Raw genomic sequence first — 24,638 nt, 5'->3', positions numbered from 1 at the left:
ATGTCCCTTATCAGGTTCCGGAGTTGTTAGTTGGCGTAGGCGTGGGGCTGGAGCGTCCCCACGAAGGGTAGGTTGCGGTATTTTTCCGCGTAATCGAGGCCGTAGCCGACGACGAACTCGTCGGGAATATCGAAGCCCACGTAGGTCACGTCGATGTCAACCTTCGCGGCGGCAGGCTTACGCAGCGCGGTCGCGATGGTGACGGAGGCGGCTCCGCGTCCAATGAGGTTGGCCTGCAGCCACGACAGCGTCAGGCCCGAGTCGATGATGTCCTCGACGATCAGGACGTGGCGCCCGGCGACGTCCTGGTCGAGGTCCTTGAGGATGCGCACGACGCCCGAGCTCTTCGTGCCCGAGCCGTAGGAGGAGACGGCCATCCAGTCCATCTCGAGGGGCGTGTGCAGCTTGCGGGACAGGTCGGCCATCACCATGACGGCGCCACGCAGGACACCGACGATGAGCAGTTCCTTGCCCGCGTAGTCGCGGTCAATCTGCTCGGCCATCTCGCCGAGCCTACGGTCCATGTCCTCGGCGGTGACGAGGATTTCTTTCAGATCGTTTCCCATGTCGGTGGCGTCCACCGTGTCCTCTTTTCGTATCGGTGCTCCGCGAGCGGTTGCACTATAAGCGTGCCATATAACCGCGTGGTTGTGCCAGGAAGGCATGGATTCTCACTGTGAGCGCAACACCGTCGGCTCACGCCCGCGCGCCGCGAGGACGATGCGCGCCCCGCCAGCGCGCCCGACTCGGCGCGCGCCGCCGCCGGGCAGCGGGATCTCGCCCTGCCCTCGCCACGCGACGACCAGGTCGTCGAGGGCATCCAGGTGCGTCCCCGACAGGCCGCGGATGCCCGCGCGTTGGGCCGCCTCGCGCAGCGCGCGCGTGCGCACCGCTCGGGGGGCGCCCGCCAGGTCGGCGATCCGCAGGGACGAGGCCCCGGCCGGCTCGTCCGCCCGCTTGCCTTCGTCGACGTGGGGCGCGCCTCCCGCGAGCGCCTGCTCGTCGGACGCGAGCGCGGTCAGGGTACGCGCCCAGTCGTTGAGGGCGTCGTCGTCTGCGGCGCAGAGGGCGGCCGTGCGGGCGAGGGCGGGCACCGGGTCGACGCCGAGGGCCGCGGCCAGGGCGGGGATGGCGCGCTGGCGCACGGCGCTGCGGCGCAGGGCGCTCCCGTCGGCGGCGCGCCACGGGCCGTCGACGTCGTTAGTCGGGTCGTGGACGGGGGTCAGGCCCGCCTGGGCGCAGGCGCCCTCCGTGTCCCCTCGGCGCAGCCCGAGGAGGGGGCGCAGCCACGTGACGCCGTCGGCGTCGCGCGAGATCGGGGCGATGGCCCGCAGGGACGAGGGCCCGGAGCCTCGCGCGAGGCGCAGGAGGACCGTCTCGGCCTGGTCGTCCATGGTGTGGCCGAGGAGGATCGGGGCACACTCTCGCCGTGCGACCGCGCGCAGGGCGGCTCGCCGGGCGTCACGCGCTGCCCCCTCGGGGCCTCCGCGCCCGTCGACCGTCACGGTGTCGACGAGGGCTCGCGCCCCCCAGGAGGCGGCCAGGTCAGCGACGCGGCGAGCCTCGAGCCCGCTCCCCTCCCGCAGGCCGTGATCGACGGTCACGGTGACGACCGGAATGCCGAGGCGGTCGGCGACGTCGATGACGGTCAGCGCCAGCGCCAGGGAATCCGCTCCCCCCGACAGGCCGACGACGAGGGCGGGAGGCACCCCGGCCTCGTCGATGAATGCGCGCAGGCTCTCGCGTACCGCGAGCGAGCAGGCGCGCAGGTGGCCTCGGGGGTTGGCGCCCACGAGGCGCGAGGCGTCAGCGCACACGCGCGAGCCACGTCGTGGGCGAAGCGTACTCGCTGGCGGTGGGCAGCGCCTCGACGTCGGAGAGCAGGGCAGCGACCGCGCCCTCGCGCACGACCGTGCGGGCGAAGCCCTCGGTCTGGGCTTGGAGGGCCTCGACGCCGGCCAGCGGCATGCCCGCGGCCGCGCACGCGCGCACCAGGGCGACTCCCCCGGCGTGGGCGCGATGGGCGCGCAGCCATTGGATGGACGGCAGGTCTTTGGGCGTGAGGACCTCCATTTCGGCGGTAGGCAGCGCGTCCAGGAGGAGGACGATGCGCACGAGTTCGTCGCTGCGTTCGGGCAGGGCGCGCATCAGCTCCGCGACGTGAGGCACGAGGTGGGGGGCGTGGGTGAGGTGGACGCCGCGCAGGCCCGTGCACAGGGACACCCAGCGACACCAGTCCGTCTGGTCCAGGGCGTAGCGCTGGGCGTCCGCGAGGACGTTGGGGGCCACGAGGATGCGGCGCGCGGCGGTCACGTCCCAGATGCCCGTCGCGGCTTTGGCGAGGGCGCGCAGCACGATGGTTTCGGCGGCCAGGACCTTGGGCGTGCGCGTGTCTTCGAAGCGGTCCAGGATCGCGCCGACCCGACGGATCAGCCCGCGCCGGTCGACGACGAGCGTCTGAGACTGGGCGACCGTCGCGGAGGCCTGGGGCAGGGTAGACAGCTCCGCGAGTCGGCGGTCCGACCACGCCACCGACCGGCGTAGACGCGCCACGACAGCGGAGGCGCCTACGCGCGAGGCCGACGGGCCCGCGTAGGACATCGAAGCGAGGACTCCCGCGACGTCGCGCGGGCCAAACGGCATATCCATGGGGTTAGTTTAGCCCGGCCAGGCCTTCCTCGAAGGCGTCCAGGTAGCCGCGCGTGGCGTAGGCGCCGTCGGTGACCTGGTCGTTGCCGATCGAGACGAGGAGGAGGCGGCCGCTGCGCGTTCGGACCGAACCCGACAGGGAGGTGACTTCTTGGAGGGAGCCCGTCTTTGCCTGAACGTTGCCGGCGGCCGGCGCCTCGTTCATGCGTTGGGAGAGCGTGCCGACCAGGCCCGCCCAGGGCAGGAGACGAATCGTGTCCGCACCTGTTCCCTGCCCCGTATACGAGGCCTTGAGGACGCCAACGAGCGTGTTGGCGCTGATTTTGTCGTTACTGGACAGACCCGAGCAGTCCTCGAGGAACAGGCCGTCAGTGGGGATGCCCGCCGAGGTCAGGGTGGACTCGATGGTCGAGGTGGCGCCCTCGTAGGTGGTGGGGGCGCCGGCCGCGCGCGCGGCGAAGCGGCAGTATTGGTCGGCGAGCGTGTTGTCCGAGTGGGCGAGCATCCAGCGTAGCTGCTCCCCCATCGGCGCGGAGGAGACGGAGGCGAGGGGGGAGGCGCCCGCGGGGGGTTCCCCGGCCTCGCCGAGGCTGACGCTCACTCCCGCGGAGGTCAGTGCCGAGGCGAAGACCTGGGCGACGTGGCCGGGGGCGTCCGCGTAGAAGTCGTTCGCGCCTTCGAAGGTGCGCCCGGCGTCGATCGCCATGGGGCCGACGTGGCCCTCGTAGCTGCCGACCTCCTGGGCGTCCCAGGAGGACAGGTGGGAGGCGCCGTCGAAGAGGGTGCCCCTCCAGTTCAGGGTCACGGAGGTGACACCGCGCTGGGCGAGGGCGGCGGCCGTATCGTTGGCGAGTGTTTGGAGCCCGGCGCGGCCCGACACGTCGGTGTCTTCGCTGGTGCCCGCCCCCAGGAGAAGGTCGCCCTCGGAGTCGAGGTAGAGGGTCTGGTTGTCGCCGCCCAGGAGGGCGCTGGTCGCCAGGGTCACGGTCGGGTCGAGGTGGGTGAGTGCGGAGAAGGCCGCGAGGGTCTTCGTGGTGGAGGCGGTCGTGTGGGCGACGGAGGCGTCCGCGTCGAGGAGGACTTCGCCGGTCTGGGCGTCGACGACGGTGCCCCACGCGACGTATCCGCCTTCGGCGGCAGCGGCGGCGACGGGGGCCCACAGCGCCTGCACGTCGGCGGCGCTCACCGGGTTGCCCGAGGCCTGGGCGGGCACGGACGCGGTGGCGGGCTCGAGCGCGGGTGCGGTCGGGGCGGCAGCGGGCGTGGGGCCGTTCGTGGTACAGCCCGCGCAGGCAAAAGCGACAGTCGCCACAAGTGCGGTGCTTGCGCTTACAATTGGCCCCATAGACGTGCGATGCATGGATGTCCCTTCGTGGTTACCTCGGTAGCTACAGTACCCGTCCATGCGCCGACTCAACCAACCGGACCCCCGAGTTTCGGGGCTGACATGGAAGGCTCGAACATGGAGTTTGACGTCACCATCGAGATTCCCAAGGGGAATCGGAACAAGTACGAGATCGATCACGAGACGGGTCGCATCCGCCTGGACCGCATGCTCTTCACGTCGACGCGCTACCCGGACGACTATGGGTTCATTGACGACACCCTGGGCGAGGACGGGGATCCGCTGGACGCGCTGGTGCTTCTCGAGGAGCCCACGTTCCCCGGCTGCGTGATCCGCTGCCGCGCGCTCGGCATGTTCCGCATGCGCGACGAGAAGGGCGGCGACGATAAGGTCCTGTGCGTTCCCGCGTCGGATCAGCGCGCGTCGTGGCGCACCGAGATCGACGACGTCTCGGAGTTCCACCGCCTGGAGATCCAGCATTTCTTTGAGGTCTACAAGGATCTCGAGCCCGGCAAGAGCGTCGAGGGCGCGCACTGGGTCGGCCGCGAAGAAGCGGAGGCCGAGATTCGTCGCTCTTACGAGCGCCTCAAGGAGCACGAGGGCGGGCACTGAGCCGATACGTAACGGTGGGGCCGCGCAGACTTGGTCTGCGCGGCCCCACCGCGTTGTTGACGGGGTGAAAGGACAAAACGCGTGGGTTAAAGGACAAAACGTGTTGATTTTGTGGTGACTTTTCTGCTTGCTGATGCGGAACAATCGGTCTTGGAGGTGGTGGGAGCCAACGTGAAGGAAGGATAAAACGCGTTGGTTTTGTGACGACTTTTCGGCTTGCTGGTGCGAAACGACCGGTGTTGTAGGTGGTTGTTTCATCGTGGGCGTGAATGCCCCCACGTGCCTGATGTGCGGGCGAACGCGTGGCCAGGTGCGGACACTCCGCGTCAGTGGGCAGTTCGCCGAAGTGGTCTGCGCTTTGGGTGCCACACTGCCTCAAACCTCGACCTCACCGCCACCAAACGGGGTAATTGCACTGTAGAGAGGTGCACGGTCGAGCTCACCCCACGTCGAGGGCGCCACCAAACGGGGGGAATTGCACCAATAGAGGCGCGACACGCCGGCGACACGCCGAAGGGAGGCTTCTAATGCTGCAAAACCCCCATCGTCAGCCCGAAATACACCCAGGGGTAGAGGGCGGAGGGTCGGAGAGCACGGGCGCGCTTCGAGACACGGGCCTAGACACGGCACCCGCGAGCGGCGACCCGACAACCTCCAGACAAGTTTCGCACGTAATTTCCCTCGGTCACTTTTTGAGACCACCCGAAAACGTTGCAATTCCAACGATGTGAATTCAACATTTGAACTAATCGCATGGGAATTACGTGCGACATTGATGGGCGGAGGCAGGGCCTGGCCGAGCTTTGAGACGACACGCCGCCGACACGCCGAAGGGAGGCTTCCAATGATGCAAAACCCGCACCATTACCCCTGGTGCCACGCTCCCTCACGGGTCGAATGCTCCCAATCAGGTGAAATCTTCACGATGGGGCACATCCTGTCTGAGGAGCTGCGGCGCGAGCACGCTAGCCCAACGACACCGCCCTCGACGATGCCTGGGACCGAGCCACGACCAACACGTCTTGTCCTATAGCCCTGTTGACGCTGCCCGTGCGCCCCGCCTGCGGGGCGCACGGGCAGGCATGCTAGTCCTCTTTGTTCTGCGAGGGCAGACCCGACTGTCCGTAGACTTCCGTAGTCTTTTTCCAGAGCTCCTTGTAATCATTGACGTCACTCAGCGCGTCTCGCGCCTTTTTGAAGGGGATGGCGCGATCGCCGCGCGCAAAGAATTCGTCAAGCTTTTCGAGTCGCTCAGCGGATTGGCCTCGATATATGAAGCGAGTGGCCTTTTCTCCCCACTGTTTGCCGACTTCCTCGGCATACTCCGACGGTTTCCCCATGTAGTCAATCGGCTTCCTAACGGTTGAGCTGTAAAACTCATGGGCCTTCTCGCCTCCGGCTTTCATCGCGGCTCTCGGGTCGTCGATAAATTCGCCAACTCCGCGTTTGCCAGTCGCCCAGGCATCTTTCACGCCATCCGTGAAGTCGTCAACCTTATGCTTTCCTGCCTTCCACGCATCCTCGGCGAGATCACCGATCTTATCCGCGCCTGCCTTCAGGGCAGCCTTCGGGTCGTCGACGAAATCACCGATCTTACGTTTTCCAGATTTCCACGCATCCTCAACGCCATCCGCGAGGTCGTCAACCTTATGCTTTCCTGCCTTCCACGCATCCTCAACGCCATCCGCGAGGTCGTCAACCTTATGCTTTCCGGCCTTCCACGCATCCTCAACGCCATCCGCGAGGTCGTCAACCTTATGCTTTCCGGCCTTCCACGCATCATGAACCTTATCGGGAACGTCACCGACATGAGAAAAGAGCTTCTTGAGCGCACCGCCGAGCTTCTCAAGGACACCATCCAGCTTCGTGAAGGATTTCAGAGCCTCCTGGAACCCATTGAGGACCTGCTTGCCCTTCGTCGTGATACGAGTGACCCACTTTGACACGGTCGCGGAGATCTGAGCGATGATGGCGGGGACTGCGAGCCCGACGGTGCCCACGGCTTCCGCCACCGACTGAACGAAAGTACCGATCAGGTCACCGATGGCCTCGCGGGTGAGATCGTAGACGATCTTGACCATGGCGGACAAAATATTGAGGCATGTCGCAACGATCTTGCATGCGTCGCCCAACGACCGAAAGGTCTCGATGACGCTTCCAATCTGAACTTTGTAGGCACTGAGGGTACGGCAGACCTGGGCGTCGAGCCCCGCCGCGACCGCTGCTTCAAGCTCCGCTGCGGCTTGCGTCCACTGGTCCCCGATGCGTTCCCAGGTGAGGGCAGCGGCCTCTACCTTCTCGGGGTCGCCCGTGAACTGCTGGAGCATGTCCGGCAGCGGAGCAATGTGGGAGATGATCCAGTTGACGGCCCACGACACCCCCGTCTTGATCGGATTCACCGCCGCATCAACCAGGTCAGCGACGACTCCAATACTGTTAAGCGTCGCGTCGAGAGCTGACTTCGACTTCCAGAGGTCCCGAATATCGCCGACAATGCCGGCATCTTTGAGCCAATCCGCCTCACAGTTTGACTTTGGCTTGGCAATCTCAACGGAAGATACCATCAGTGTTCCCCAATCTGCTGACCGATCGAGTTGAAACGCTCCTGCAAGGTTTGCTCATTTCGATCGAAGTCATTGGCGGCATTCTTGAGGAGCTCGGCCCCCTTTTGAACACGCTGACCGAATTCGGTGTTACGTTGGGCGAAGATTTGTGACACCGCCGTGTAGGCCGGAAGAATCAAGGGCGTGAAGACTCCGAAGACGTTGCCGTCCAAGGCGGCCATGTACGCGCTTCCACCCTGCTCCACCGTCTTGCCGATACCAGCAGTATCACCCGCGTGAGTCCGCCACGAGTCTGTATTAATGTCGATGTCTGCCATCGCCGTGTCCTTTCGTCACAACTCGCCCAACTTACCAGACCATCAGTTTGTTTTCCAAGCATCGACGACGATGCCCGTGTGTTGATACACGGAGATCCCAATCTTCATCCCCTCGGCGCGACATGCATCCATCACCGTGACGTAGGGCTCGTCGTGGGCGCGAAGTCCACGGTCAAACTCGGCCGACGCGACGCGCACCGGAAGGTCAAGCCCGTCGGGGCTCGTCAGCGTCATGGAGACGTACTCGATGTCGCCAGCATCATCGTTGGTGTGCTTGACGGCCCGATACATCCCGTCGCAGCTCACCGACTCGTAGCGAACCGGCCCCGACCGGCTGTCGGCCAGGGCTGGAGCGGCATACGAGTAGCCCCGCCACGCGACGCCGCCCGTCACGAGAGCGGTGACAAGAAACGGAACAGTCAGGGCAGCAAACCAGCCCACACTCCCCCACCCCACGTCCGCCGCGCGCAGGGAGAACACGAAGCGGAAGGGCCACGCGGCCACCGCAACCGCTCATCTCACCCTGGGAACTGCCCGCCGCCCCGCTCGAAGAACTCGCCCGCGTCGCTTCACCCGCGCAGGCATCCCCCGACGCGGCTTCTCCCGATGCTGACTCGTCGATATGTCACTCGCCAATCGTATCTCCCAGCGCGCGATCCAGCGGCACCCTTGGCCCCCGCCTCGCACCGGCGTGAAGTGAGCAGCGTCAGTGATTCCTCCACGCCTCGATAATGGTTCCCGAGTGCGGATACACGACGATCCCGATCTCCGCACCCTCTGAGCGGCACGCGTCAATGACCGTCGCGTAGGGCTGTTCGCCCGCCTCCACCCTGTCATCCATCCAGCTCTTGCGTTCCCTGTACTCCCACGACGAGCCGTCAGAGCTGACCAACTCGAACACGTACTGTGCCCTGGCGTGACCGTTGCCGGAGTTCGTGACGCTGTTGTCCACGTCGAAATCACGGCACGTGACGGCCTCGTGGCGCACCGTTCCCGAACGCCAATCCTGGACGTAGGGGGTCAGGAAATACAGCGAGGCGTACCCAAACGCCCATAGGATCGACGTGGCCGCCCCGAGCCCAAGGAGCGGAGCGAGGAGCGACAGAACTCCTCCGCGCCTGCCCGACGACGACGGAACGACGCACCTCCAGACCACCCGCGCGAGCCACCGCAACGACGCCCAGACAACCGGGAACCAGAACACGAGAACCAGGAGCGGCACCCCAAGGCCGGCAAGGCCCGCGTACAGCCTCCATATCGTCCACGGGTCGACCCCCACCAAGACACACACCACGATGTACGCCTGGATGACCCAGATACCGATGATCACCCACCTCATGCGCCTCTGCGCGGGCGTCAGATTCTTCGAGGTGAAGAGCTTATTCATCACATTACCGGGGGCCGTCTGCGCAGCCGTATCCGAGGTCGTTGCCATGCGACAACAATAGCCCAATCCTCACCCCTGTCCCCCAGGCAGTGTCAATCAGCGGGAGCGGCCCGCCCCCGAACAACGTGACTCAACCAGACGGGCCGGGAGCGAGCACCGGCGTGAAGTGAGCAGCGTCAGTGATTCCTCCACGCCTCGATAATGGTTCCCGAGTGGGGGTACACGACGATCCCGATCTCCGCACCCTCTGAGCGGCACGCCTCTATCACCGTCGCGTAGGGCTGTTCGCCGGCCTCCACCCTGTGATCCATCCACTTCTTTTCTTCCCTGTATTTCCACGACGAGCCGTCCGAGCTGACCAACTCGAACTCGTACATCACCCTAGCGTTACCTCTGCCGTAGTTCGCAATGCTGTTGTCCACCCGGAAATCCCGACACGTGACGGCCTCGTGGCGCACCGTTCCCAAACGCCAATCCTGGACGTAGGGGGTCAGGTAATACAGCGAGGCGTACCCGACCGCCCACAGGATCGACGTGGCCGCCCCGAGCCCAAGGAGTGGAGCGAGGAGCGACAACACGCCGCCGCGCCTGCCCGACGACGACGGAACGACGCACCTCCAGGCCACTCGCGCGAGCCACCGCAACGAGGCCCAGACAACCGGGAACCAGAACACGAGAACCAGGAGCGGCACCCCAAGGGCGGCAAGGCCTCCGTACAGCCTCCATATCGTCCACGGGTCATTCCCCACCAAGACACACACCACGCCGTATGCCAGGATGACCCAGATGCCGATGATGACTCGCTTCAAACGCCGCTGCGCAGGTGTCAGATTCTTTGAGGTGAAGAGCCAATTCATCCCGTTACCGCGGGCCGTCTGCGCAGCCGTATCCGAGGTCGTTGCCATGCGGCCACAATAGCCCAACCCTCACCCCTGTCCCCGAGGCAGTATCAATCAGCGGGAGCGGCCCGCCCCCGAACAGCGCGACTCAACCAGACGGGCCGGGAGCGAGCACCGCCGCGACCCCCCGCGCTCGCGCCGCGTCCCCTAGTCGCGTCGCCAGGCCTCGGCGACGGTGCCCGTGCGCTCGTAGACGGAGACGCCGAAGCCGGGGGCCTGCGCCTCGCACAGGGTCATGATGGTGATGTAGGGGCTATCCTCGCGTTCCATCTCCTTCTCTAGGTCGGACAGCCTGAGCTCAAAGTGCTGAGAGTATCCGTCGGCGCCCACCAGGTCGAAGATGACGTAGGTCTTGTTTGCGCGCTTCAGGAAGGTCTCGTCCTCCTCTTCGCGCACGTTCTGGCAGCTCACGTTCTCGTGTCGGGTCGGCCCGTCCCACCAGTCCTGGACCGCGAGGCCGTAGCTTCCCCATGCCCGGGAGGCGACGAACGCGAGGATGCCGGCAGTGAAGACAAAGGAGAAGGCGGCGGCGAAGGGGCGAGGCTCCTTCGCGTGCTTAGCGAGGAGGGGAGACTTCTGGGCCCTGATGAAGTCGCGGAGCATCCACCGAAGCGAGGCCCAGACCACGGGGACCCACAGGAGGATGAAGAAGGTGGGGATGACGGCGGCCGCCATCTGCGCGCGCATCGACCATTGTCCCCACGAGCCGCGCAGGCCGAATCGCCAGAACAGCCCGTACACGACGATCAGGATAAGTCCGACAAAGACCCGGAATGCGCGCTTGGTGGAGTTGTCAAGCGGGACGGACACCTCTTCGTCGGCCGACGTGGCGCCGGGTTCGTGTCGGTCGCTCTGAAGGGCTGAGTTCTCCATGCCTTCATGCTATCCGAGGACGAGGCCAGGGCGGGCAGCGGCGTCCAGGGGGCGGTTGCGCTGCTGGGATGACGAGGCGGGGGCCGCGCGACTGCGCGACCCCCGCCCGCCTTGCTGGAAAGCTCAGAGCCTGACGGCGTAAGGCATGATGGATCCCCAGCTGTACACGCCGGTGATGCGCACGGGCACGCCGAAGGTGGGAGCCTCGATCATCTGGCCGCCGCCCAGGTAGATGGCGACGTGGTAGATGCCGGACTGTGTGCCGTTGGAGGACCAGAAGATCAGGTCGCCGGCTTCCATGGAACCGATCGGCACGTGCGTCCCGTAGCCGTATTGGGCGCGCGAGAGGTGAGGCAGATCCACGCCCGCGCTGCCCCACGCGAGCATCGTCAGGCCGGAGCAGTCGACGCCGCCGTAGGACTCGCCGCCCCACACGTAGGGCACGCCGAGGTAGCTCTGCGCGGTTGCGATGGCGGTGGAGGCTCCACCGTAGGAGTAGGAGGGTTCCTCGTAGGAGTAGCTGGGCTCCTCGTAGGAGTAGCTGGGTTCCTCGTTGGAGGAGGAGGGTGCGACGTAGTCGTCGTCATCGTCGTTATCCCACGACGAGCCGCTGTCGGAAGAGGAAGGCGCGGGGGCCTGAGCGGCGGCCTGCGCGGCGGCGTCGGCCTGGCGCTGTGCTTCGGCGGCGGCGTCTGCCTGGCGCTGCGCCTCGAGCGCGGCGGCGGCCTGTTCGGCGGCGACGCGGGCGGCCTCTTGACGTTCGGCCTCGAGGGCGGCCTCGCGCTGGTTGATCAGGTCGACCGTGGTGTTCTGCTTGGTGGCGAGCTCCTGCACGTAGGAGTCGCGCTGGGCCGCGACGATGGAGGCGCGGTTCTGCGCGTCGGAGGCCGCCTTGTTGGCGGCGTCGGTGCGCGCCTGGACCTCGTCGGTGGCGGCCTGCTGGCTGTCGCGCGCGGCGCTTGCCGCGTCGCGGGTGACCTTGGCGACCTGCTCGAGGGCTGCGACGTTCTGCATCTTCGCCTCGGCGGAGGAGGAGAATGAGTTGATGCCGGCCTGCTTGGTTTCGACGCTGCGCAGTCCATCGGAATCGAGGTAGGGGGCGAGCGAGTCGAGCGTGCCACCGCCGCCTCGGTAGGCGGTCTGGGCGACGGAGGCGATCTGCTGCTTGCCCTCCTCGAAGGCGGCTTCGGCGGCGTCGGCGTCGGACGAGGCCTTGTCCGCGGTCTTGGTCGCCTCATCCAGGGCGAGCTTGGCCTCGTTGAGGTCCTCGCCGGCCATCTGCGCGTTCTGCGTGGCCGTGGCGGCGCTCGCGTTGACTTCCGCCAGCTTGACCTCGATTTCGGCGACGCTCATTTTTGCGGCCTCTTCGGCGGCCTGGGCGGCAGCGATCTCCTCTTCGGAGGGAGCCGCTTGCGCCATCTGGGGCAGGACCAGCAGGGCGCTGGCGGCGAGTGCCGTCAGGCCCAGGCGGATGGTTCCGCGTCGTCTCATCGTCGTCTCATTCCGTTGCGTGAACAGGTGCGCCCGCGGGCGCGTACTGGGAAAAAGCCTATCCACTTTCGTCACGCTTGGCAACAAACGCACCATAAAACCCAACTTTCACACATGCATCATTTACAACATTAGTAACATCAGCACCATGATTACCGCGCAATTACCGGCCTCGTTATCCCACTTTCAACCATCACTATGAGTCTGCTCACACATGCCGGCTCCTCGCCCCGGCTGTTACACAAGTCCACCATCCGGGACCAGCGCGCCCCGGCCTCGCCCATGACAAAGAATGGAGACATGAACCGTCGAATGTGCCGCTGACTGCGCGTCAGCACCAGCGACTGCCGCGCAGTCCCCCAACAGCGGGACGCGCCTCGACGCATGTTCTTATCACCGCATCAGCGGCCCGCCAGAGGGGAATCAGAGACGACACACCCCCAACCCAAGGAGCCGCTACATGACCGCCAACGACTGGTCCTTCGAAACCAAGCAGATTCACGCCGGATACGACCTCGACCCCGCCACCGGCGCGACCGCCCTCCCCATCTACCAAACCTCCTCCTACGCCTTCGAGGACACCGCGCAGGCCGCGAGCCGCTTCGCCCTGCAGGAACTGGGCCCCATCTACACGCGCCTGACCAACCCGACGACCGACGGCGTCGCCGCGCGCATCGCGGCACTCGAGGGCGGCGTCGGCGGCCTCCTCGTCTCCTCCGGCCAATCCGCGACCGCCCTGTCGATCCTCGCCCTGGCGGTCGCAGGCAACAACATCGTCGCCTCCCCCTCCCTGTACGGCGGCAGCGTCACCCTGCTGAAGAACACGCTGGGCCGACTGGGCATCGAGGCGCGCTTCGTCGCCGACCCGCTCGACCCCGAGGCCTGGCGCGCGCTCGCCGATGACCAGACGGTCGCCTTCTACGGTGAGACCATCCCCAACCCACAGGGCGATATCCTCGACATCGAGCCCATCGCGGCGGTCGCCCACGAGGTCGGCGTGCCCCTCATCGTCGATAACACGGTCGCCACCCCCTACCTGGTGCGCCCGATCGAGTGGGGCGCCGACATCGTCGTCCATTCCGCTACCAAGTACCTGGGCGGCCACGGCACCTCGATCGCGGGCGCGATCGTTGACTCGGGCAACTTCGACTTTGCCTCCCAGCCCGAGCGTTTCCCCCTCTATAACACGCCGGACGAGTCCTACCACGGCCTCGTCTACGCCCGTGACCTGGGCGTCGGCGGCGCGCTGGGCGCGAACCTGGCGTTCCTGCTGCGCATCCAGACGCTCATCAACCGCGACCTGGGCGCCGTCACCTCCCCCTTCAACGCCTTCCTCATCTCCCAGGGCATCGAGACCCTCTCCCTGCGCATCGAGCGCCACGTCTCCAACGCGCTGGAGGTCGCCCGCTTCCTGGAGGCACACCCGGACGTCGAGTCCGTCAACTACGCGGGCCTGGAATCCTCCCCCTACTACGAGCTGGGCAAGAAGTACGCGCCGCTGGGCACGGGCGGCCTGCTCTCCTTCGTCATCAAGGGCGGGTACGAGGCCGGCCGGGCCTTCGCGGACGGCGTGCAGCTCCTGCCCGTGGTCGCCAACATCGGCGACGCGAAGTCCCTGGTCATCCACCCGGCCTCGACGACCCACTCGCAGCTGACCGAGGAGGAGCTGGCCAAGGCCGGCGTGGCGCCCGGCACGGTGCGCCTGTCGATCGGCCTGGAGAACATTAAGGACATCCTCGCCGACCTGCAGCTCGGCTTTGACGCGGCCCGCGCGGCCACCGCCTGAACACCCGCCGTCGGCGGCCTCGGCGAGATACACACTCTCCTCATGCGCCGAGGCCGCCGCGCCCCTCCCGCTCTCACGTCACCGCTCACGCGAAAGAAGGACATCATGAGCCGCCACAACCTGCCCCCCGCCCCCACCTCCGGTGCTTGGCGCGAGGGCGACCCGGTCGCCTTCCGCAAGTTCGCGAACCTGGGCGCCCAGCGCCTGGAAAACGGGGAGATCCTGCCCTCCGTGACGCTCGCCTACGAGACGTGGGGAGAGCTGGACGAGGCCGGCTCCAACGCGGTCCTCATCCTGCACGCGCTGACCGGCGACGCCCACGTGTACGGCGAGACGGCGCCCGGCCAGCCGACCCCCGGCTGGTGGGACCAGATCGTGGGGCCGGGACGCATCATCGACACGCAGCGTTACTTCGTGGTGGCCGCGAACGTGCTGGGCGGCTGTCAGGGGTCGACCGGACCGGCCTCGCTCGCGCCGGACGGGGTGCCCTGGGGCTCGCGCTTCCCCGTCATCTCCACGCGCGATCAGGTCCGCGCCGAGGCCCTCCTGTCCGACCTCCTCGGCGTCCACACGTGGGACATCGTCATCGGCACGTCCCTGGGCGGCCACCGCGCGATCGAGTGGGCGGTCACCTACCCGGAGCGCGTGCGCCGCCTCGTCGTCGTAGCCTCCGGCGCCCAGACGACCGCCGACCAGGCCGCGTGGACGCACACGCAGATCCGCGCCATCGAGCTGGATCCCGCGTGGCGCGGCGGCGATTACTACGCGGGCCCCGGCCCCTGTGCCGGCCTGGCGCTGGCCCGCCAGATCGCGCACACCACCTACCGCTCCCCCTCCGAGCTCGACGAGCGCTTCGGCCGCATCCCCCAGAACGACGAGGATCCCCTGCACGGCGGCCGCCTGGCGGTGGAGTCCTACCTGGACTACCACGGCGAGAAGATCGTGCGCCGCTTCGACGCCGGCTCCTACGTGACGCTGTGCCGCACGATGCTCTCCCACGACGTGGGGCGCGACCGCGGCGGCGTCGTTCAGGCGCTCAAGGCCGTCACCGCCCGCACCCTCGTCGTCGCCGTCGACTCCGACCGGCTTTTCTTCCCCGAGCAGGTCTGGCAGATGGCCTCCGGCATTCCTGGCGCGTTCTATCGCGAGATCCACTCCGACCACGGGCACGACGGCTTCCTCATCGAACACGACCAGCTCACCGCCCTGCTCAACGAGTTCCTCAACGAGCGCATCCCCTCGCGCGCATCCTCCTTCGCCTGATCAGCGCCGCTTTCTCCGCGAGGCCGCCCCGGTTTCTCCTCCTCATCAACGAGGCCGGGGCGGCCTCGCGCGTTATGCTGACCCAATGAGCGTTACCAGCAATCCCACGCCCGGCGGCGAGCTCACCCCCGACACGACCGGCCTACCCGACTTTTCCGGGGTGGCCCCCCAGGCCTCGTCGGACGATTCGACCCCCGAGCGCGACGTCATGGCCCCCTGGGGCGAGGCCGGCCCACCCGGGCCCCAGTGGCGAGCCGACATCCTGGGCGACGGCTACGAGTCTCGCACAATCGAGCTGATCGACGACGCGGAAGGCCCCTGCGTCGCGACCCTCGTGCGCGCACGCCCACCCGAAAGCCCCCGCCTGACCGTCCTGTACCTGCACGGACGCAACGACTACTTCTTCCAGACCGAGATGGCGGATCGGCTGCGCGAGGCGGGGGCGGCGTTCTACGCGCTCGACATGCGCAAATACGGACGGTCGCTGCGCCCCCACCAGACCATCGGGTACACGGACGACCTGTCCGTGTACGACGAGGAGATCGGCGAGGCCATCGAGATCATCCGCTCCGAACGCGACGACGAGCCCATCGTCCTCGCGGGACACTCGACGGGCGGCCTCATCGCGACCCTGTGGGCGCACCGCCACCCCGGCGTCCTGGCCGGCCTGATGTTGAACTCGGCGTGGCTCGAGATGCAGTCGATGGCCGCCTGGCGCGGGGCGATGGCCCCCGTCATCGGGCGCATCGCGTCGCGCAACCCCATGTGGGAGGTCCCCTCGGGCGGGACCGGCCACTACGGGCGTTCGCTCGCCGGGCGCGCCACCTCCGGACTGCCGATCCCCGAGGGCCTGTCCGCCGACGACCCGTCCGTCGCGGGCTGGCCGATCATTCAGGAGTGGAAGCGCCCCGAGTCCTACCCGGTGCCCGCCTCCTGGCTCGACGCCATCATGGCGGGACACGAAACGGTCGAGAAGGACGTGCACCTGGAGTGCCCCGTGCTCTCCATGGTGTCCACCTCCGCTTATGTCGACGAGGAGTGGTGCGAACGCGTCTTCACCTCCGACACCGTCTTGGACCCGGTCGTCATCGCCCAGCGCAGCCTCGGCCTGTCCGACCTGGTCACGATCGCCCGATTCCCCGGCAAGCACGACCTGGTCCTGTCCGACGCGCCCGTGCGCGAGCAGGTTTACGCGACGATGCGCGGCTGGCTAGAGGCCTTCGTCGGCTAGCGTCGCGTCTTCCGGGCGCCGCGCGAGGCCATCCGGGGGCGTTCGTGCGGCCCCCTCTGGCCTCGGCGTCACCGGCGCATGCAACGGGGGCGGCCCGGGATTCGTCGATCCCGGGCCGCCCCCGTCGTGTCGCGCGTGTCAGTGTCTCGCGGCGCGGCGCTCGCGGGGCGCGTGCGCGTATTCGCGGACGATCTCGCGGTTGACCTCGTCGAGGGCTTCGGCCAGGGTTGGGCCCAGGCGGTCGCCGATGCGCACGAGGGTCCAGGCGTCGATGTGGCCCATGCCGCGCGCGGTCAGCATCGTCTCGAGCGACGGGTAGGTCAGGCCGGCGCCGGAGATGGCGCCGCTGGCCGCCAGGACGAGGTCATCCGGCAGCCCGAGCTCGCCGCGCGCCACGAGGGGCGTGTCCTGGCCGAGGATCTGGGCGAGGGTGCGCAGGCCGGCCTCGTCGCGCCCGAGGACGGGCACGCCCTCGTCGCGGGCGGCGACGACCTCGGGGGATTCCTCCGCGCGATCCACGAACGAGGCCGTGGCCGCGTCGGTCGCTCCCCCGTCGTTGAGCTCGGCGGGTTCGGCCTGTGTGCGGCGCGACGCGCGACTGCCCAGGTGGGCGGGGCGCTCCCAGCGCGGCGTCTCATCCTGGGTCACGTGCTGCTCCTCCTCATTGTCATTCTTATCACTGTCATTCACGGCGCGTTCCTCGGGGCGGCCATGGTCGCCCCACTCGTCGCCGTCGCGCTCTGCGTCTGCGTGGTCGGCGGGCTCACCGCCGACTCGCTCGCCTTCGGCGTTTTCAGGCTCGGCATTGCCGCGCTCGTCTTCGGCATGATCGGCGTCGTCGCGGTGCTCGGATTCCATGCCCTCGCGCGCGTCCTCGCCACGCTCACCATCGGCGCGGTCCTGCTCGCCTTGCTCGGCGTTCTCCTCGTCGCTGGCATCCTCCTCACGGGAGTCGTCGGCGCCTGCCTCGGTCTCGGGCGCCTCGGTCTCATCGTCACCATGCGCGTCGTTGTCGTGCTCGGCGTCGTCGCGGTCCTCGGGAACGTCGGCCTCGCGCGCGTCCTCGCCACGCTCGCCATCGGCGCGGTCCTGCTCGCCTTGCTCGGCGTCGCGCTGGTCGTCACCGGCGGGGGCATCGCCCAGCTCGGCGTTCTCCTCGGAGGCGTCCACGACCTCGTCCTCCGTGTCCTGGGCGTTCTCCTCCTCGCCCGCGGGCTTCCAGGGGGCCGGGGGTTCCTCGTCCACGGAGTAGCTGAACACGTCGCGCAGGTGGGGAGCCACCTTCGGGGTGGGACGCGTGGTCGGCGTGTCCGCGCCGTCCTCGGCCCGGTCCTGCGCGTCTGAATCGGCGCCGTCTTCCGACTGCTCGGCGGCGACCTGGGAGTCGTCGAGCTCGTCAGCCTCGGCGGGGGTCTCGGATTCGACCGGCGCGGCAGCGGGGAGCGCCGGGGCGGCGGAAGCGGAGCCGAGCAGCTGCGGAGCGTGCCCGTACAGGCGCGGGCCCACCGCGTTGACGTCCAGGAAGAGACGACCGTTGGACATCTGACGCAGGTTCATGAGGTGCACTTCGACGCCGGAAGTCGCCAGGATCGACAGGGCGGGACGCACGGAGGGGTCGATCTCGCCCGCGACCATAATGAGTCGGGGACCCGGGCCCACGGCCGGAGGCATCGAATCGCGGAACTGGGCCCACCCCGCGCGGAAGCCCTCGGGGCCCGAGGGATACTCCGCCGCCAGGTCCGACCACGACAGGGAGGCGACGACCGCCAGCCGCGACAGCGAGGTAATGAGGGTCTCGGAGTCCAGGAGCTTCAGGATCTCGACGGAGACGATCTGGCCCGTCACGTCGAGGGCCGTCAGGCGCGGTGTCTCCTCGTCGTCCTGTCCGGTCATGTCACGCCACGTCACCGGGAACAGGGGACGGGACACAATCTGTAAGACCTGTTGGCAAATCGCGTCCACCAGATCAGGACCCAGGTCTTGCGCAACCGGGTATCCGAATTGAGCGGGGACGAGGTGTCCATCCTCGAACTCAAACAGGGCCATCGCTCTTTCCTTCACATGTATGGGGCGCTCGTGGCCATTGTTTCATACGTTCCAAAAGAAACACAGAGGACACAGGGACAATGGGATAGATACCACGTAATCATATGGCACCTCAGCAGCACTTCACACACAGCCCGGCCTGTCACATGCGCCACACGCAAACGCCTTCAAGACGGTAAAAGAGCGTGCCGGACCACCACGATCACAGCGAAGAGCCCCACTGCGCACCCAGCCCCCACACCCAAGCCCCGAACGAACGGCATCGACCCCATCATCACCCGACACACAGCCCCACATAGGCACCACGCCCCCATCCGACCACCCACCCCACCCCGCACAGCTCGCCCCGCACAGCTCGCCCCGCACGGCCGCCCAGCCTCAACAATCGAACCGCTAGCGCCCACCACCCCACAGAACATGCCCCCACCTTCCAATCCCACGCAACGCCCGATGCGAGGGATACGACGCCCCACGAGAGGCAGCACCGGGCGTCCGACACCCACTGACACATGCCGAACAACCACTCCGATTCCGCCTCGCCAAAAGGCCAGATCGTGTACGATGGGATGTGATTCGCGCGAATCGAGCAACAGGCAACCTTCCAGCCGGTTAGACTACTGCGCGACACACAGCAATCGACAGACGAGGCGAGGAACAATGGGCAGAAAGAACCTGCACATCGTTGAATACTCGGCGCCAGAACCACGCGTTCCGGCGTCCGAGGAGACGCGCCTCGAACTGTCCCCCTTCTGCCTCGAGGCCAGGACGGCGCCGCGGACATACCCAAATATTTCACAGCCGGTCAACCCTCATTTTCCGCCTATCGAGCGCATTCCCGTCCCCGTGACACCTTTCCCCAGGATGTTCCGCGACGATCCCGAACCGGCCTAATAACCGCCGCGCGATCATCCGCACAGCGGGAAGGGCCGACTTGCGCGGCACGACCGTGACACACTGGCCCTATGAGCGACAGCTTCCTGTCTGACCTGCGCGCACTCATTGACGTCGACGCCTCCGTCGGCACGCGAGCGCGCTACTCCTCCGACGCCGGCCTCACGCGCATCGTGCCCCTGGCCGTCGCATTCCCGCGCACGCCCGAGCAGGCCCTCGCGGCCTTCGACCTCGCCCGCGCCCACGGCGTCCCCCTCACCGCCCGAGGCGGCGGCACCTCGTGCGCGTCCAACGCGATCGGCCCCGGCCTCGTCCTCGATTTCTCGCGGCACATGAACCGCGTCCTCGCCATCGACCCCGAGGCCCGCACCGCCACCGTCGAACCCGGCTGCGTCGGCTCCACCCTCCAGGCCGCCGCCGCGAAGCACGGCCTGCGTTTTGGCCCCGACCCTTCCTCCCAGAACCGCGCGACAATCGCCGGCATGGTCGCCAACAACGCCTGCGGCCCGCACGCGACCGCCTGGGGGCGCACCTCCGACAACATCGTCGCCCTCGACTGCGTGGACGGGCGCGGGCGCCGCTTCACGGCCACGACCTCGCACGATTCGGCGCTTCGCGACGTGCCCGGGCTGGCCTCGCTCATCGACTCCCACCTGGCCCCGATCCGCACGCAGCTCGGCCGCTTCAAGCGCCAGGTCTCCGGCTACTCCCTCGAACACCTCACCCCCGAGGGCGGGCGCAACCTCGCCGCCATGCTCACCGGCACCGAGGGCACCCTCGTCCTCATCCTGTCCGTCACAGTGCGCCTCGTGCCGCTGCCCGACGCGCCTGTGCTCGCCGCCCTCGGCTACCGCTCCATGATCGAGGCCGCCGACGACGTGCCCGCGCTGCTGGCCCACTCGCCCCTCGCGGTGGAGGGCATGGACCGGCGCCTCGTCGACGTCGTGCGCGCACACAAGGGCCCCGGCGCCGTCCCCGCCCTGCCCGAGGGCGAAGGCTGGCTCCTCGTCGAAGTCGGAGCCCCCGGCGAAGACGTCACCGCCTCCCTGGAACGCGCACGCGCCCTGTGCGCCGCCTCCGCCGCCGTCGACACGGTCGTGTACCCGCCCGGGGCCCAGGCCTCGGCCCTGTGGAGGATCCGCGCCGACGGTGCGGGCCTGGGCGGTCGCACCCCGCCGGACGGCGCGGGCGGCGGCGACCAGCAAGCCTGGCCCGGCTTCGAGGATGCAGCCGTCCCACCCGACAACCTCGGCGCGTACCTGCGCGACTTCACCGCCCTCATGGAGGAGTTCGACATCGACGGGCTCCTGTACGGGCACTTCGGCGACGGCTGCGTGCACGTGCGCCTCGCCATGCCACTCGAAACCCCCGAAGGCGTCACCCACTCGCGCGCGTTCCTGCAGTCCGCGGCCCGCATCTGCGCTGCCCACGGCGGCTCCGTCTCCGGCGAGCACGGCGACGGGCGCGCCCGCGGCGAGCTCCTGCGCTTCATGTACTCCCCCGAGATGCTCGACCTGTTCGCCCGCGTCAAGCACGTCTTCGACCCCGGTAACCTCCTCAACCCCGGGGTGCTCGCCGCCCCCATGGACGAGGCCGACGCCACCTCCCGCGCTCGGGCTCGTCTGGGTGGGTCGCGGGTCGGTGGCGGAGCCGGTTCCAATGGCAGGTACGGCGAGGCCCCCGGCAGTAATCCCGCTCCCCTCGGCGGCGACGGTTCCGCTCGCGGGTCCGACGCTCGCGCGGTCGGCGCTGCTGGCCCGGCCACGAGCAGCGGCGCTGCCGATACACCGACGCCCCAGCGTGCTGATGGTTCCGCGGGTTCCGCTCGCGCATCCGACGATGCTGCCATCGCCGGCTCCTCTCGCCCATCCGACCTGTCCGGCCCACTCGCCGTTGCTGGCGGCCAGCTCGAGCTCCAGCCCGGCGTTGACCCCCTCGATGCGAACCTGCGCCGCGTCGCCGCACACCCCATGCCCGCCGAAGGCGGCTTCGCATTCACCCACGACGGCGGCGACTTCACGGCGGCCGTCCACCGCTGCACGGGCGTGGGCAAGTGCCGCGCCGGAGTGCCCGGCACATTCATGTGCCCGTCCTATCTGGCCACCCGCGACGAGAAGGACGTGACCCGAGGGCGCGCTCGCATCCTCCAGGAGGCCGCGAACTCGCAGCTCGTTCAGGCCATCAACTCCCCCGAAGTCCTCGAGGCCCTTGACCTGTGCCTGGCCTGCAAGGCCTGCTCCGCCGACTGTCCCGCCGGCGTCGACATGGCCCGCTACCGCTCTGAAGCGCTCTTCCGCACCTACCGGGGGCGCCTGCGCCCCCTCAGCCATTACACGCTCGGCTGGCTGCCGCGCCTCACCCGCGTCACCGCGCGCGTGCCCGGCCTGGCGGCCGTCGCTAACGCCATCATGTCAGTGGCCCCCCTGCGGTCGCTGGCCTTCCGTATCATCGGGCTCGACCCTCGCCGAGGCATGCCCGCCCTCCAGTCCGGCACCGTCACCGCGTGGGCTCGCCGCCGCAACCTGCTGGCGGGTTGCGTCCCAGCTGGCGACGCAGCATCTTCTTTCACTGCGACTTCCAGCACTGCGGCTCCCGCGGCCGCAACTTCCGCGGCCGCAACCGATACCCGCGAGCGCGGCGCCGCCCTGGCCTCGTCCGACTCTGCCCGCGCGCGCGGCGGCGCCCCGACCTCGTGCGACTCCACCCGCGAGCGCGAGGCTGCCACTACCTCGTCGACGGTGGGCTCCCCGGTCCTTGGCGGCCCGCGCGACCCCGGCGGGCGGCCGTATGCGCTCGTGTGGGCGGACTCGTTTAGTCAGACCCTGGACGGCGCGGGGGCGCGCGCGGTCGTTGACGTGCTCGAAGCGAACGGGTTTGCGCCCATCGTCGCGCCCGACGCGTGCTGCGGCCTGACGTGGATTACGACGGGTCAGCTGAGCGGGGCGAAGAAGCACTTGGCGTCGTTGCTGGGAGTTCTTGCGCCTTTCGCAGCGTCGGGGATCCCGATCGTCGGCGTCGAGCCCTCGTGCACGGCGGTGCTGCGCGACGACCTGGTGGACCTGCTGCCCGAGGATCCGCGCTCGATGCTCGTGTCGGGCGCGACGCACACCCTCGCCGAGGTGCTGTCGGCCGTGCCGGAATCGTCGCGCAACCTGCCGAGCCTGGAGGGCGTCGAGATCGTCGCGCAGCCGCACTGCCACCACTACTCCGTCATGGGGTGGGACACGGACCAGGCGCTGCTCGAGTCGCTGGGTGCGCGCGTCACGCGGCTCGAGGGGTGCTGTGGCCTGGCCGGGAATTTCGGCATGGAGGCGGGCCACTACGACCTGTCGGTCGCGGTCGCCTCGCATTCGCTGCTGCCATCCCTGTCGGCCCAGCCGGACGCCGTGTACCTGGCGGACGGCTTCTCGTGCCGCACCCAGGCGGCGCAGCTGGCGGGCCGTGGGGGCGTCCACCTGGCGACGCTGCTCGCGGGGCGTTCGGCCTGAATCCCGGTGTTGCTGTGGGCCCCACGGGTGTTCCGGGCGCCGTCGGGTCTTGCTGTGGGGCTGGGCTGCTTGGCGTGCTCGTGGGCGGCGGCCCGCCCACGAGCCGTCCGCGCCGCGAGCTTCGCTCGGCGCGTCGACTCGTTGTCCGGCCAGGCCCCGCCACAGCCCACGGGCACCGCAGCCAGGCCCACCATCCTCGTTCCAGCTTGTTCCTAAGTGGTGTTACACCATTTAGCCAGGTATTACACCACTTCCCAGGTAGTGTAATGCTCCCTAACTGGTGTAATGCTCCCTAACTAGTGCAGCACTCATCGCGCGTGGACATGAAAACGCCGGCTCGGACCATCACAGGCAGCAGTCGGCAAAGCCCACAACGCCTCGGCACACTCAGGGATGGCAACTTGATGCGGACGAAGCAGCTGAATTGCCCACGCACGTAACGCAGCGAAGTCTTCGTAGTCCCTCCAAGAGACCCGGTATATCGTCCACCCCGCAGAGCGCAAATCATTTTCTCGCTGGATCCAGTCACGCTTCGCCCGCGCAAACTCGGCATCATCCTTGCCCAGCTTTCCGATGCCATCGAACTCGAAGATGATCATGAGTCCCGGAATCGCGATGTCCGCAAAGTAACGGCGCCCATTGATGACTATCTCGAACTGGGTCACAACTTCGAAGGAACTCACCGACTTGAGAACCCACAGAAGAGCAGCCTCGGCTGGGTTGTCACACCCGGGGTCAGCGGCGGCTATCAAGCGCTGTGCCCGCCTGTAGGGGACGCATTCCTTCTGCTGCCGATACAGCTCCAAGCATTCAAGCATCTTGCTCCGAACGCGTTGCGCTCGTTGCCTACTTTCTTGCTGGGATAGCACTACAAACCGAGACTCGTAGTGCAATGCCATGCAAATTGCCACGAATCCGCTGAGACGTTCCGAATAACAAGCCATGCGAACTGCCGCCTCAACGACCGATTCACATCGCAACCGATCAACGATCTCGACGCTGTGTTCACACGGTTTCTTCACTGTCGAACACACGAACGTCGCAGGAATAGTCACCGTTTGCATGGTGACCGCCGGCATTGAGCGCCGCCCATGCCGTGACGGGCACCAAATCACAACATCGGGATTTGCCTCCCACAGTGGTATCGACCGCGCAACGAATGAACTAGGGCCTACGAATACCGGGGAGCCGGAGCTACTGTCACTCACGACAAGTAATCGAGCCCTAGCGACGAGAGCCCATAACTCCCAGTACGTCATCGGTGGCCCGGACCGATGGATCCTGACGTAGCGGCCACGCTGGATACGAATCACGTTGCCCGACGACAGATCACCTACTGAAGGCCGTCCATTCGTCGAAGACCTGATAACAGTCAGCGATTGAGCATTCATATCTCCATCATCGGCAAGACAGCGTGCCAAGTCACGACCAGAGAACGAACCTGTGGATAGAGGCAAGCTGCTCCGAGGGGTTGTGGATAACGTCCGCTCTCACACTCATCTGCAAGTTCTCCAAGCGCAATCGGCGGTCAGCATCGGCCAGCTGGCAACATTCTCCGCATATGCGCTTGTTCCTAAGTGGTGTTACACCATTTAGCCAGGTATTACACCACTTCCCAGGTAGTGTAATGCTCCCTAACTGGTGTAATGCTCCCTAACTGGTGCAGAGCTTCCCGACGCATGACGCAGTAATCGAGATAGGCACGCAAAGACTCGGCAGCGACTACTCACGCCCCCGATGGTCTCAACCGCCATACGCCCCAACTCAATCCACATGCGGCGGTCACGCCGCTTCAC

At 67.4% G+C, this 24,638-nt stretch carries 18 protein-coding genes; 5 read left to right on the top strand and 13 right to left on the bottom strand.

Features of this window, described 5'->3' with window-relative positions:
- Window positions 1-26: 26 nt before the first annotated feature.
- From hpt to dacB, 4 genes are all read right to left on the bottom strand, one after another.
- Window positions 27-566, bottom strand: a complete 540-nt coding sequence (gene hpt / locus QU663_RS01650; protein WP_021611714.1) for a hypoxanthine phosphoribosyltransferase — start codon at window positions 564-566, stop codon at window positions 27-29.
- Window positions 567-671: 105 nt separating this feature from the next.
- Window positions 672-1,817, bottom strand: coding sequence for a tRNA lysidine(34) synthetase TilS (tilS, locus tag QU663_RS01645; RefSeq protein ID WP_304990647.1), 1,146 nt, complete (start codon window positions 1,815-1,817; stop codon window positions 672-674).
- On the bottom strand, window positions 1,807-2,649 hold the full coding sequence (locus QU663_RS01640; protein ID WP_296493367.1) for a hypothetical protein: 843 nt from the start codon (window positions 2,647-2,649) through the stop codon (window positions 1,807-1,809). The genes tilS and QU663_RS01640 overlap by 11 nt, the downstream gene beginning before the upstream one ends.
- Before the next feature lie 4 nt (window positions 2,650-2,653).
- Window positions 2,654-4,009, bottom strand: a complete 1,356-nt coding sequence (gene dacB, locus QU663_RS01635) for a D-alanyl-D-alanine carboxypeptidase/D-alanyl-D-alanine-endopeptidase (RefSeq protein WP_370465130.1) — start codon at window positions 4,007-4,009, stop codon at window positions 2,654-2,656.
- 102 nt (window positions 4,010-4,111) lie between these two features.
- On the opposite strand from dacB, the gene QU663_RS01630 reads away from it, so the two are divergent.
- Complete coding sequence (locus QU663_RS01630; RefSeq protein WP_034481636.1) at window positions 4,112-4,606, top strand: inorganic diphosphatase; 495 nt, start codon at window positions 4,112-4,114, stop codon at window positions 4,604-4,606.
- Between the two features lie 1,085 nt (window positions 4,607-5,691).
- On the opposite strand, the gene QU663_RS01625 is transcribed toward QU663_RS01630, so the two are convergent.
- The 7 genes from QU663_RS01625 to QU663_RS01595 form a co-directional block, all read right to left on the bottom strand.
- Window positions 5,692-7,170, bottom strand: a complete 1,479-nt coding sequence (locus QU663_RS01625; protein ID WP_296493369.1) for a hypothetical protein — start codon at window positions 7,168-7,170, stop codon at window positions 5,692-5,694.
- Window positions 7,170-7,487: a hypothetical protein gene (locus QU663_RS01620; RefSeq protein ID WP_021612187.1), complete on the bottom strand. Its 318-nt coding sequence runs from the start codon at window positions 7,485-7,487 to the stop codon at window positions 7,170-7,172. The genes QU663_RS01625 and QU663_RS01620 overlap by 1 nt, the downstream gene beginning before the upstream one ends.
- A 42-nt stretch (window positions 7,488-7,529) precedes the next feature.
- Window positions 7,530-7,991: a hypothetical protein gene (locus QU663_RS01615; RefSeq protein WP_021612188.1), complete on the bottom strand. Its 462-nt coding sequence runs from the start codon at window positions 7,989-7,991 to the stop codon at window positions 7,530-7,532.
- 202 nt (window positions 7,992-8,193) lie between these two features.
- On the bottom strand, window positions 8,194-8,922 hold the full coding sequence (locus QU663_RS01610; protein WP_296493373.1) for a hypothetical protein: 729 nt from the start codon (window positions 8,920-8,922) through the stop codon (window positions 8,194-8,196).
- Between the two features lie 128 nt (window positions 8,923-9,050).
- Window positions 9,051-9,779 carry a hypothetical protein gene (locus QU663_RS01605; protein ID WP_021612190.1) on the bottom strand — a complete coding sequence of 243 codons (729 nt, stop codon included), beginning with the start codon at window positions 9,777-9,779 and terminating at the stop codon, window positions 9,051-9,053.
- Between the two features lie 141 nt (window positions 9,780-9,920).
- Window positions 9,921-10,646, bottom strand: a complete 726-nt coding sequence (locus QU663_RS01600; protein ID WP_021612191.1) for a hypothetical protein — start codon at window positions 10,644-10,646, stop codon at window positions 9,921-9,923.
- Window positions 10,647-10,769: 123 nt separating this feature from the next.
- Window positions 10,770-12,137, bottom strand: a complete 1,368-nt coding sequence (locus QU663_RS01595; protein ID WP_304990646.1) for an NlpC/P60 family protein — start codon at window positions 12,135-12,137, stop codon at window positions 10,770-10,772.
- Window positions 12,138-12,597: 460 nt separating this feature from the next.
- Here QU663_RS01595 and QU663_RS01590 point away from each other — a divergent pair, with 460 nt between their 5' ends.
- The 3 genes from QU663_RS01590 (at window position 12,598) to QU663_RS01580 (ending at window position 16,417) form a co-directional block, all read left to right on the top strand.
- Window positions 12,598-13,923, top strand: coding sequence for an O-acetylhomoserine aminocarboxypropyltransferase/cysteine synthase family protein (locus QU663_RS01590; protein WP_021612036.1), 1,326 nt, complete (start codon window positions 12,598-12,600; stop codon window positions 13,921-13,923).
- A 105-nt stretch (window positions 13,924-14,028) separates the two neighbouring features.
- Complete coding sequence (locus tag QU663_RS01585) at window positions 14,029-15,186, top strand: homoserine O-acetyltransferase (protein WP_021612037.1); 1,158 nt, start codon at window positions 14,029-14,031, stop codon at window positions 15,184-15,186.
- Between the two features lie 85 nt (window positions 15,187-15,271).
- Window positions 15,272-16,417 (top strand): alpha/beta hydrolase, encoded by a 1,146-nt coding sequence (locus QU663_RS01580; protein WP_021612038.1) that lies wholly within the window; start codon window positions 15,272-15,274, stop codon window positions 16,415-16,417.
- A gap of 138 nt (window positions 16,418-16,555) precedes the next feature.
- Here the strand turns inward: QU663_RS01580 and QU663_RS01575 are convergent, their stop codons facing one another.
- A complete protein-coding gene (locus QU663_RS01575; protein WP_021612039.1) occupies window positions 16,556-18,463 on the bottom strand; it encodes a hypothetical protein in 1,908 nt (635 codons plus the stop codon).
- Between the two features lie 962 nt (window positions 18,464-19,425).
- On the opposite strand from QU663_RS01575, the gene QU663_RS01570 reads away from it, so the two are divergent.
- Entirely contained in the window at window positions 19,426-22,842 is a 3,417-nt protein-coding gene (locus QU663_RS01570) for an FAD-binding and (Fe-S)-binding domain-containing protein (protein WP_304990645.1), read from the top strand.
- Window positions 22,843-23,150: 308 nt separating this feature from the next.
- Here QU663_RS01570 and QU663_RS01565 read toward each other — a convergent pair whose 3' ends face one another.
- The gene (locus QU663_RS01565; RefSeq protein ID WP_232210943.1) at window positions 23,151-23,507 is read right to left on the bottom strand and encodes a hypothetical protein; all 357 of its coding nucleotides are present in this window, start codon (window positions 23,505-23,507) and stop codon (window positions 23,151-23,153) included.
- Between the last annotated feature and the right edge of the window lie 1,131 nt (window positions 23,508-24,638).

This window comes from Schaalia sp. HMT-172 (assembly GCF_030644365.1).
Taxonomy (GTDB): Bacteria; Actinomycetota; Actinomycetes; order Actinomycetales; family Actinomycetaceae; genus Pauljensenia.
This window is presented reverse-complemented; position numbering and strand designations above follow the sequence as displayed.

Excerpts from the sequence above, each read along its gene's own strand:
- QU663_RS01625 (WP_296493369.1), bottom strand. The coding sequence starts at position 7,170 with ATGGTATCTTCCGTTGAGATTGCCAAGCCAAAGTCAAACTGTGAGGCG.
- QU663_RS01630 (WP_034481636.1), top strand. The coding sequence starts at position 4,112 with ATGGAGTTTGACGTCACCATCGAGATTCCCAAGGGGAATCGGAACAAG.
- QU663_RS01570 (WP_304990645.1), top strand. The coding sequence starts at position 19,426 with ATGAGCGACAGCTTCCTGTCTGACCTGCGCGCACTCATTGACGTCGAC.
- QU663_RS01640 (WP_296493367.1), bottom strand. The coding sequence starts at position 2,649 with ATGGATATGCCGTTTGGCCCGCGCGACGTCGCGGGAGTCCTCGCTTCG.
- QU663_RS01600 (WP_021612191.1), bottom strand. The coding sequence starts at position 10,646 with ATGGAGAACTCAGCCCTTCAGAGCGACCGACACGAACCCGGCGCCACG.
- QU663_RS01620 (WP_021612187.1), bottom strand. The coding sequence starts at position 7,487 with ATGGCAGACATCGACATTAATACAGACTCGTGGCGGACTCACGCGGGT.
- QU663_RS01580 (WP_021612038.1), top strand. The coding sequence starts at position 15,272 with ATGAGCGTTACCAGCAATCCCACGCCCGGCGGCGAGCTCACCCCCGAC.
- dacB (WP_370465130.1), bottom strand. The coding sequence starts at position 4,009 with ATGCATCGCACGTCTATGGGGCCAATTGTAAGCGCAAGCACCGCACTT.
- QU663_RS01590 (WP_021612036.1), top strand. The coding sequence starts at position 12,598 with ATGACCGCCAACGACTGGTCCTTCGAAACCAAGCAGATTCACGCCGGA.
- hpt (WP_021611714.1), bottom strand. The coding sequence starts at position 566 with ATGGGAAACGATCTGAAAGAAATCCTCGTCACCGCCGAGGACATGGAC.
- QU663_RS01585 (WP_021612037.1), top strand. The coding sequence starts at position 14,029 with ATGAGCCGCCACAACCTGCCCCCCGCCCCCACCTCCGGTGCTTGGCGC.
- QU663_RS01605 (WP_021612190.1), bottom strand. The coding sequence starts at position 9,779 with ATGGCAACGACCTCGGATACGGCTGCGCAGACGGCCCGCGGTAACGGG.
- QU663_RS01610 (WP_296493373.1), bottom strand. The coding sequence starts at position 8,922 with ATGGCAACGACCTCGGATACGGCTGCGCAGACGGCCCCCGGTAATGTG.
- QU663_RS01595 (WP_304990646.1), bottom strand. The coding sequence starts at position 12,137 with ATGAGACGACGCGGAACCATCCGCCTGGGCCTGACGGCACTCGCCGCC.
- QU663_RS01575 (WP_021612039.1), bottom strand. The coding sequence starts at position 18,463 with ATGGCCCTGTTTGAGTTCGAGGATGGACACCTCGTCCCCGCTCAATTC.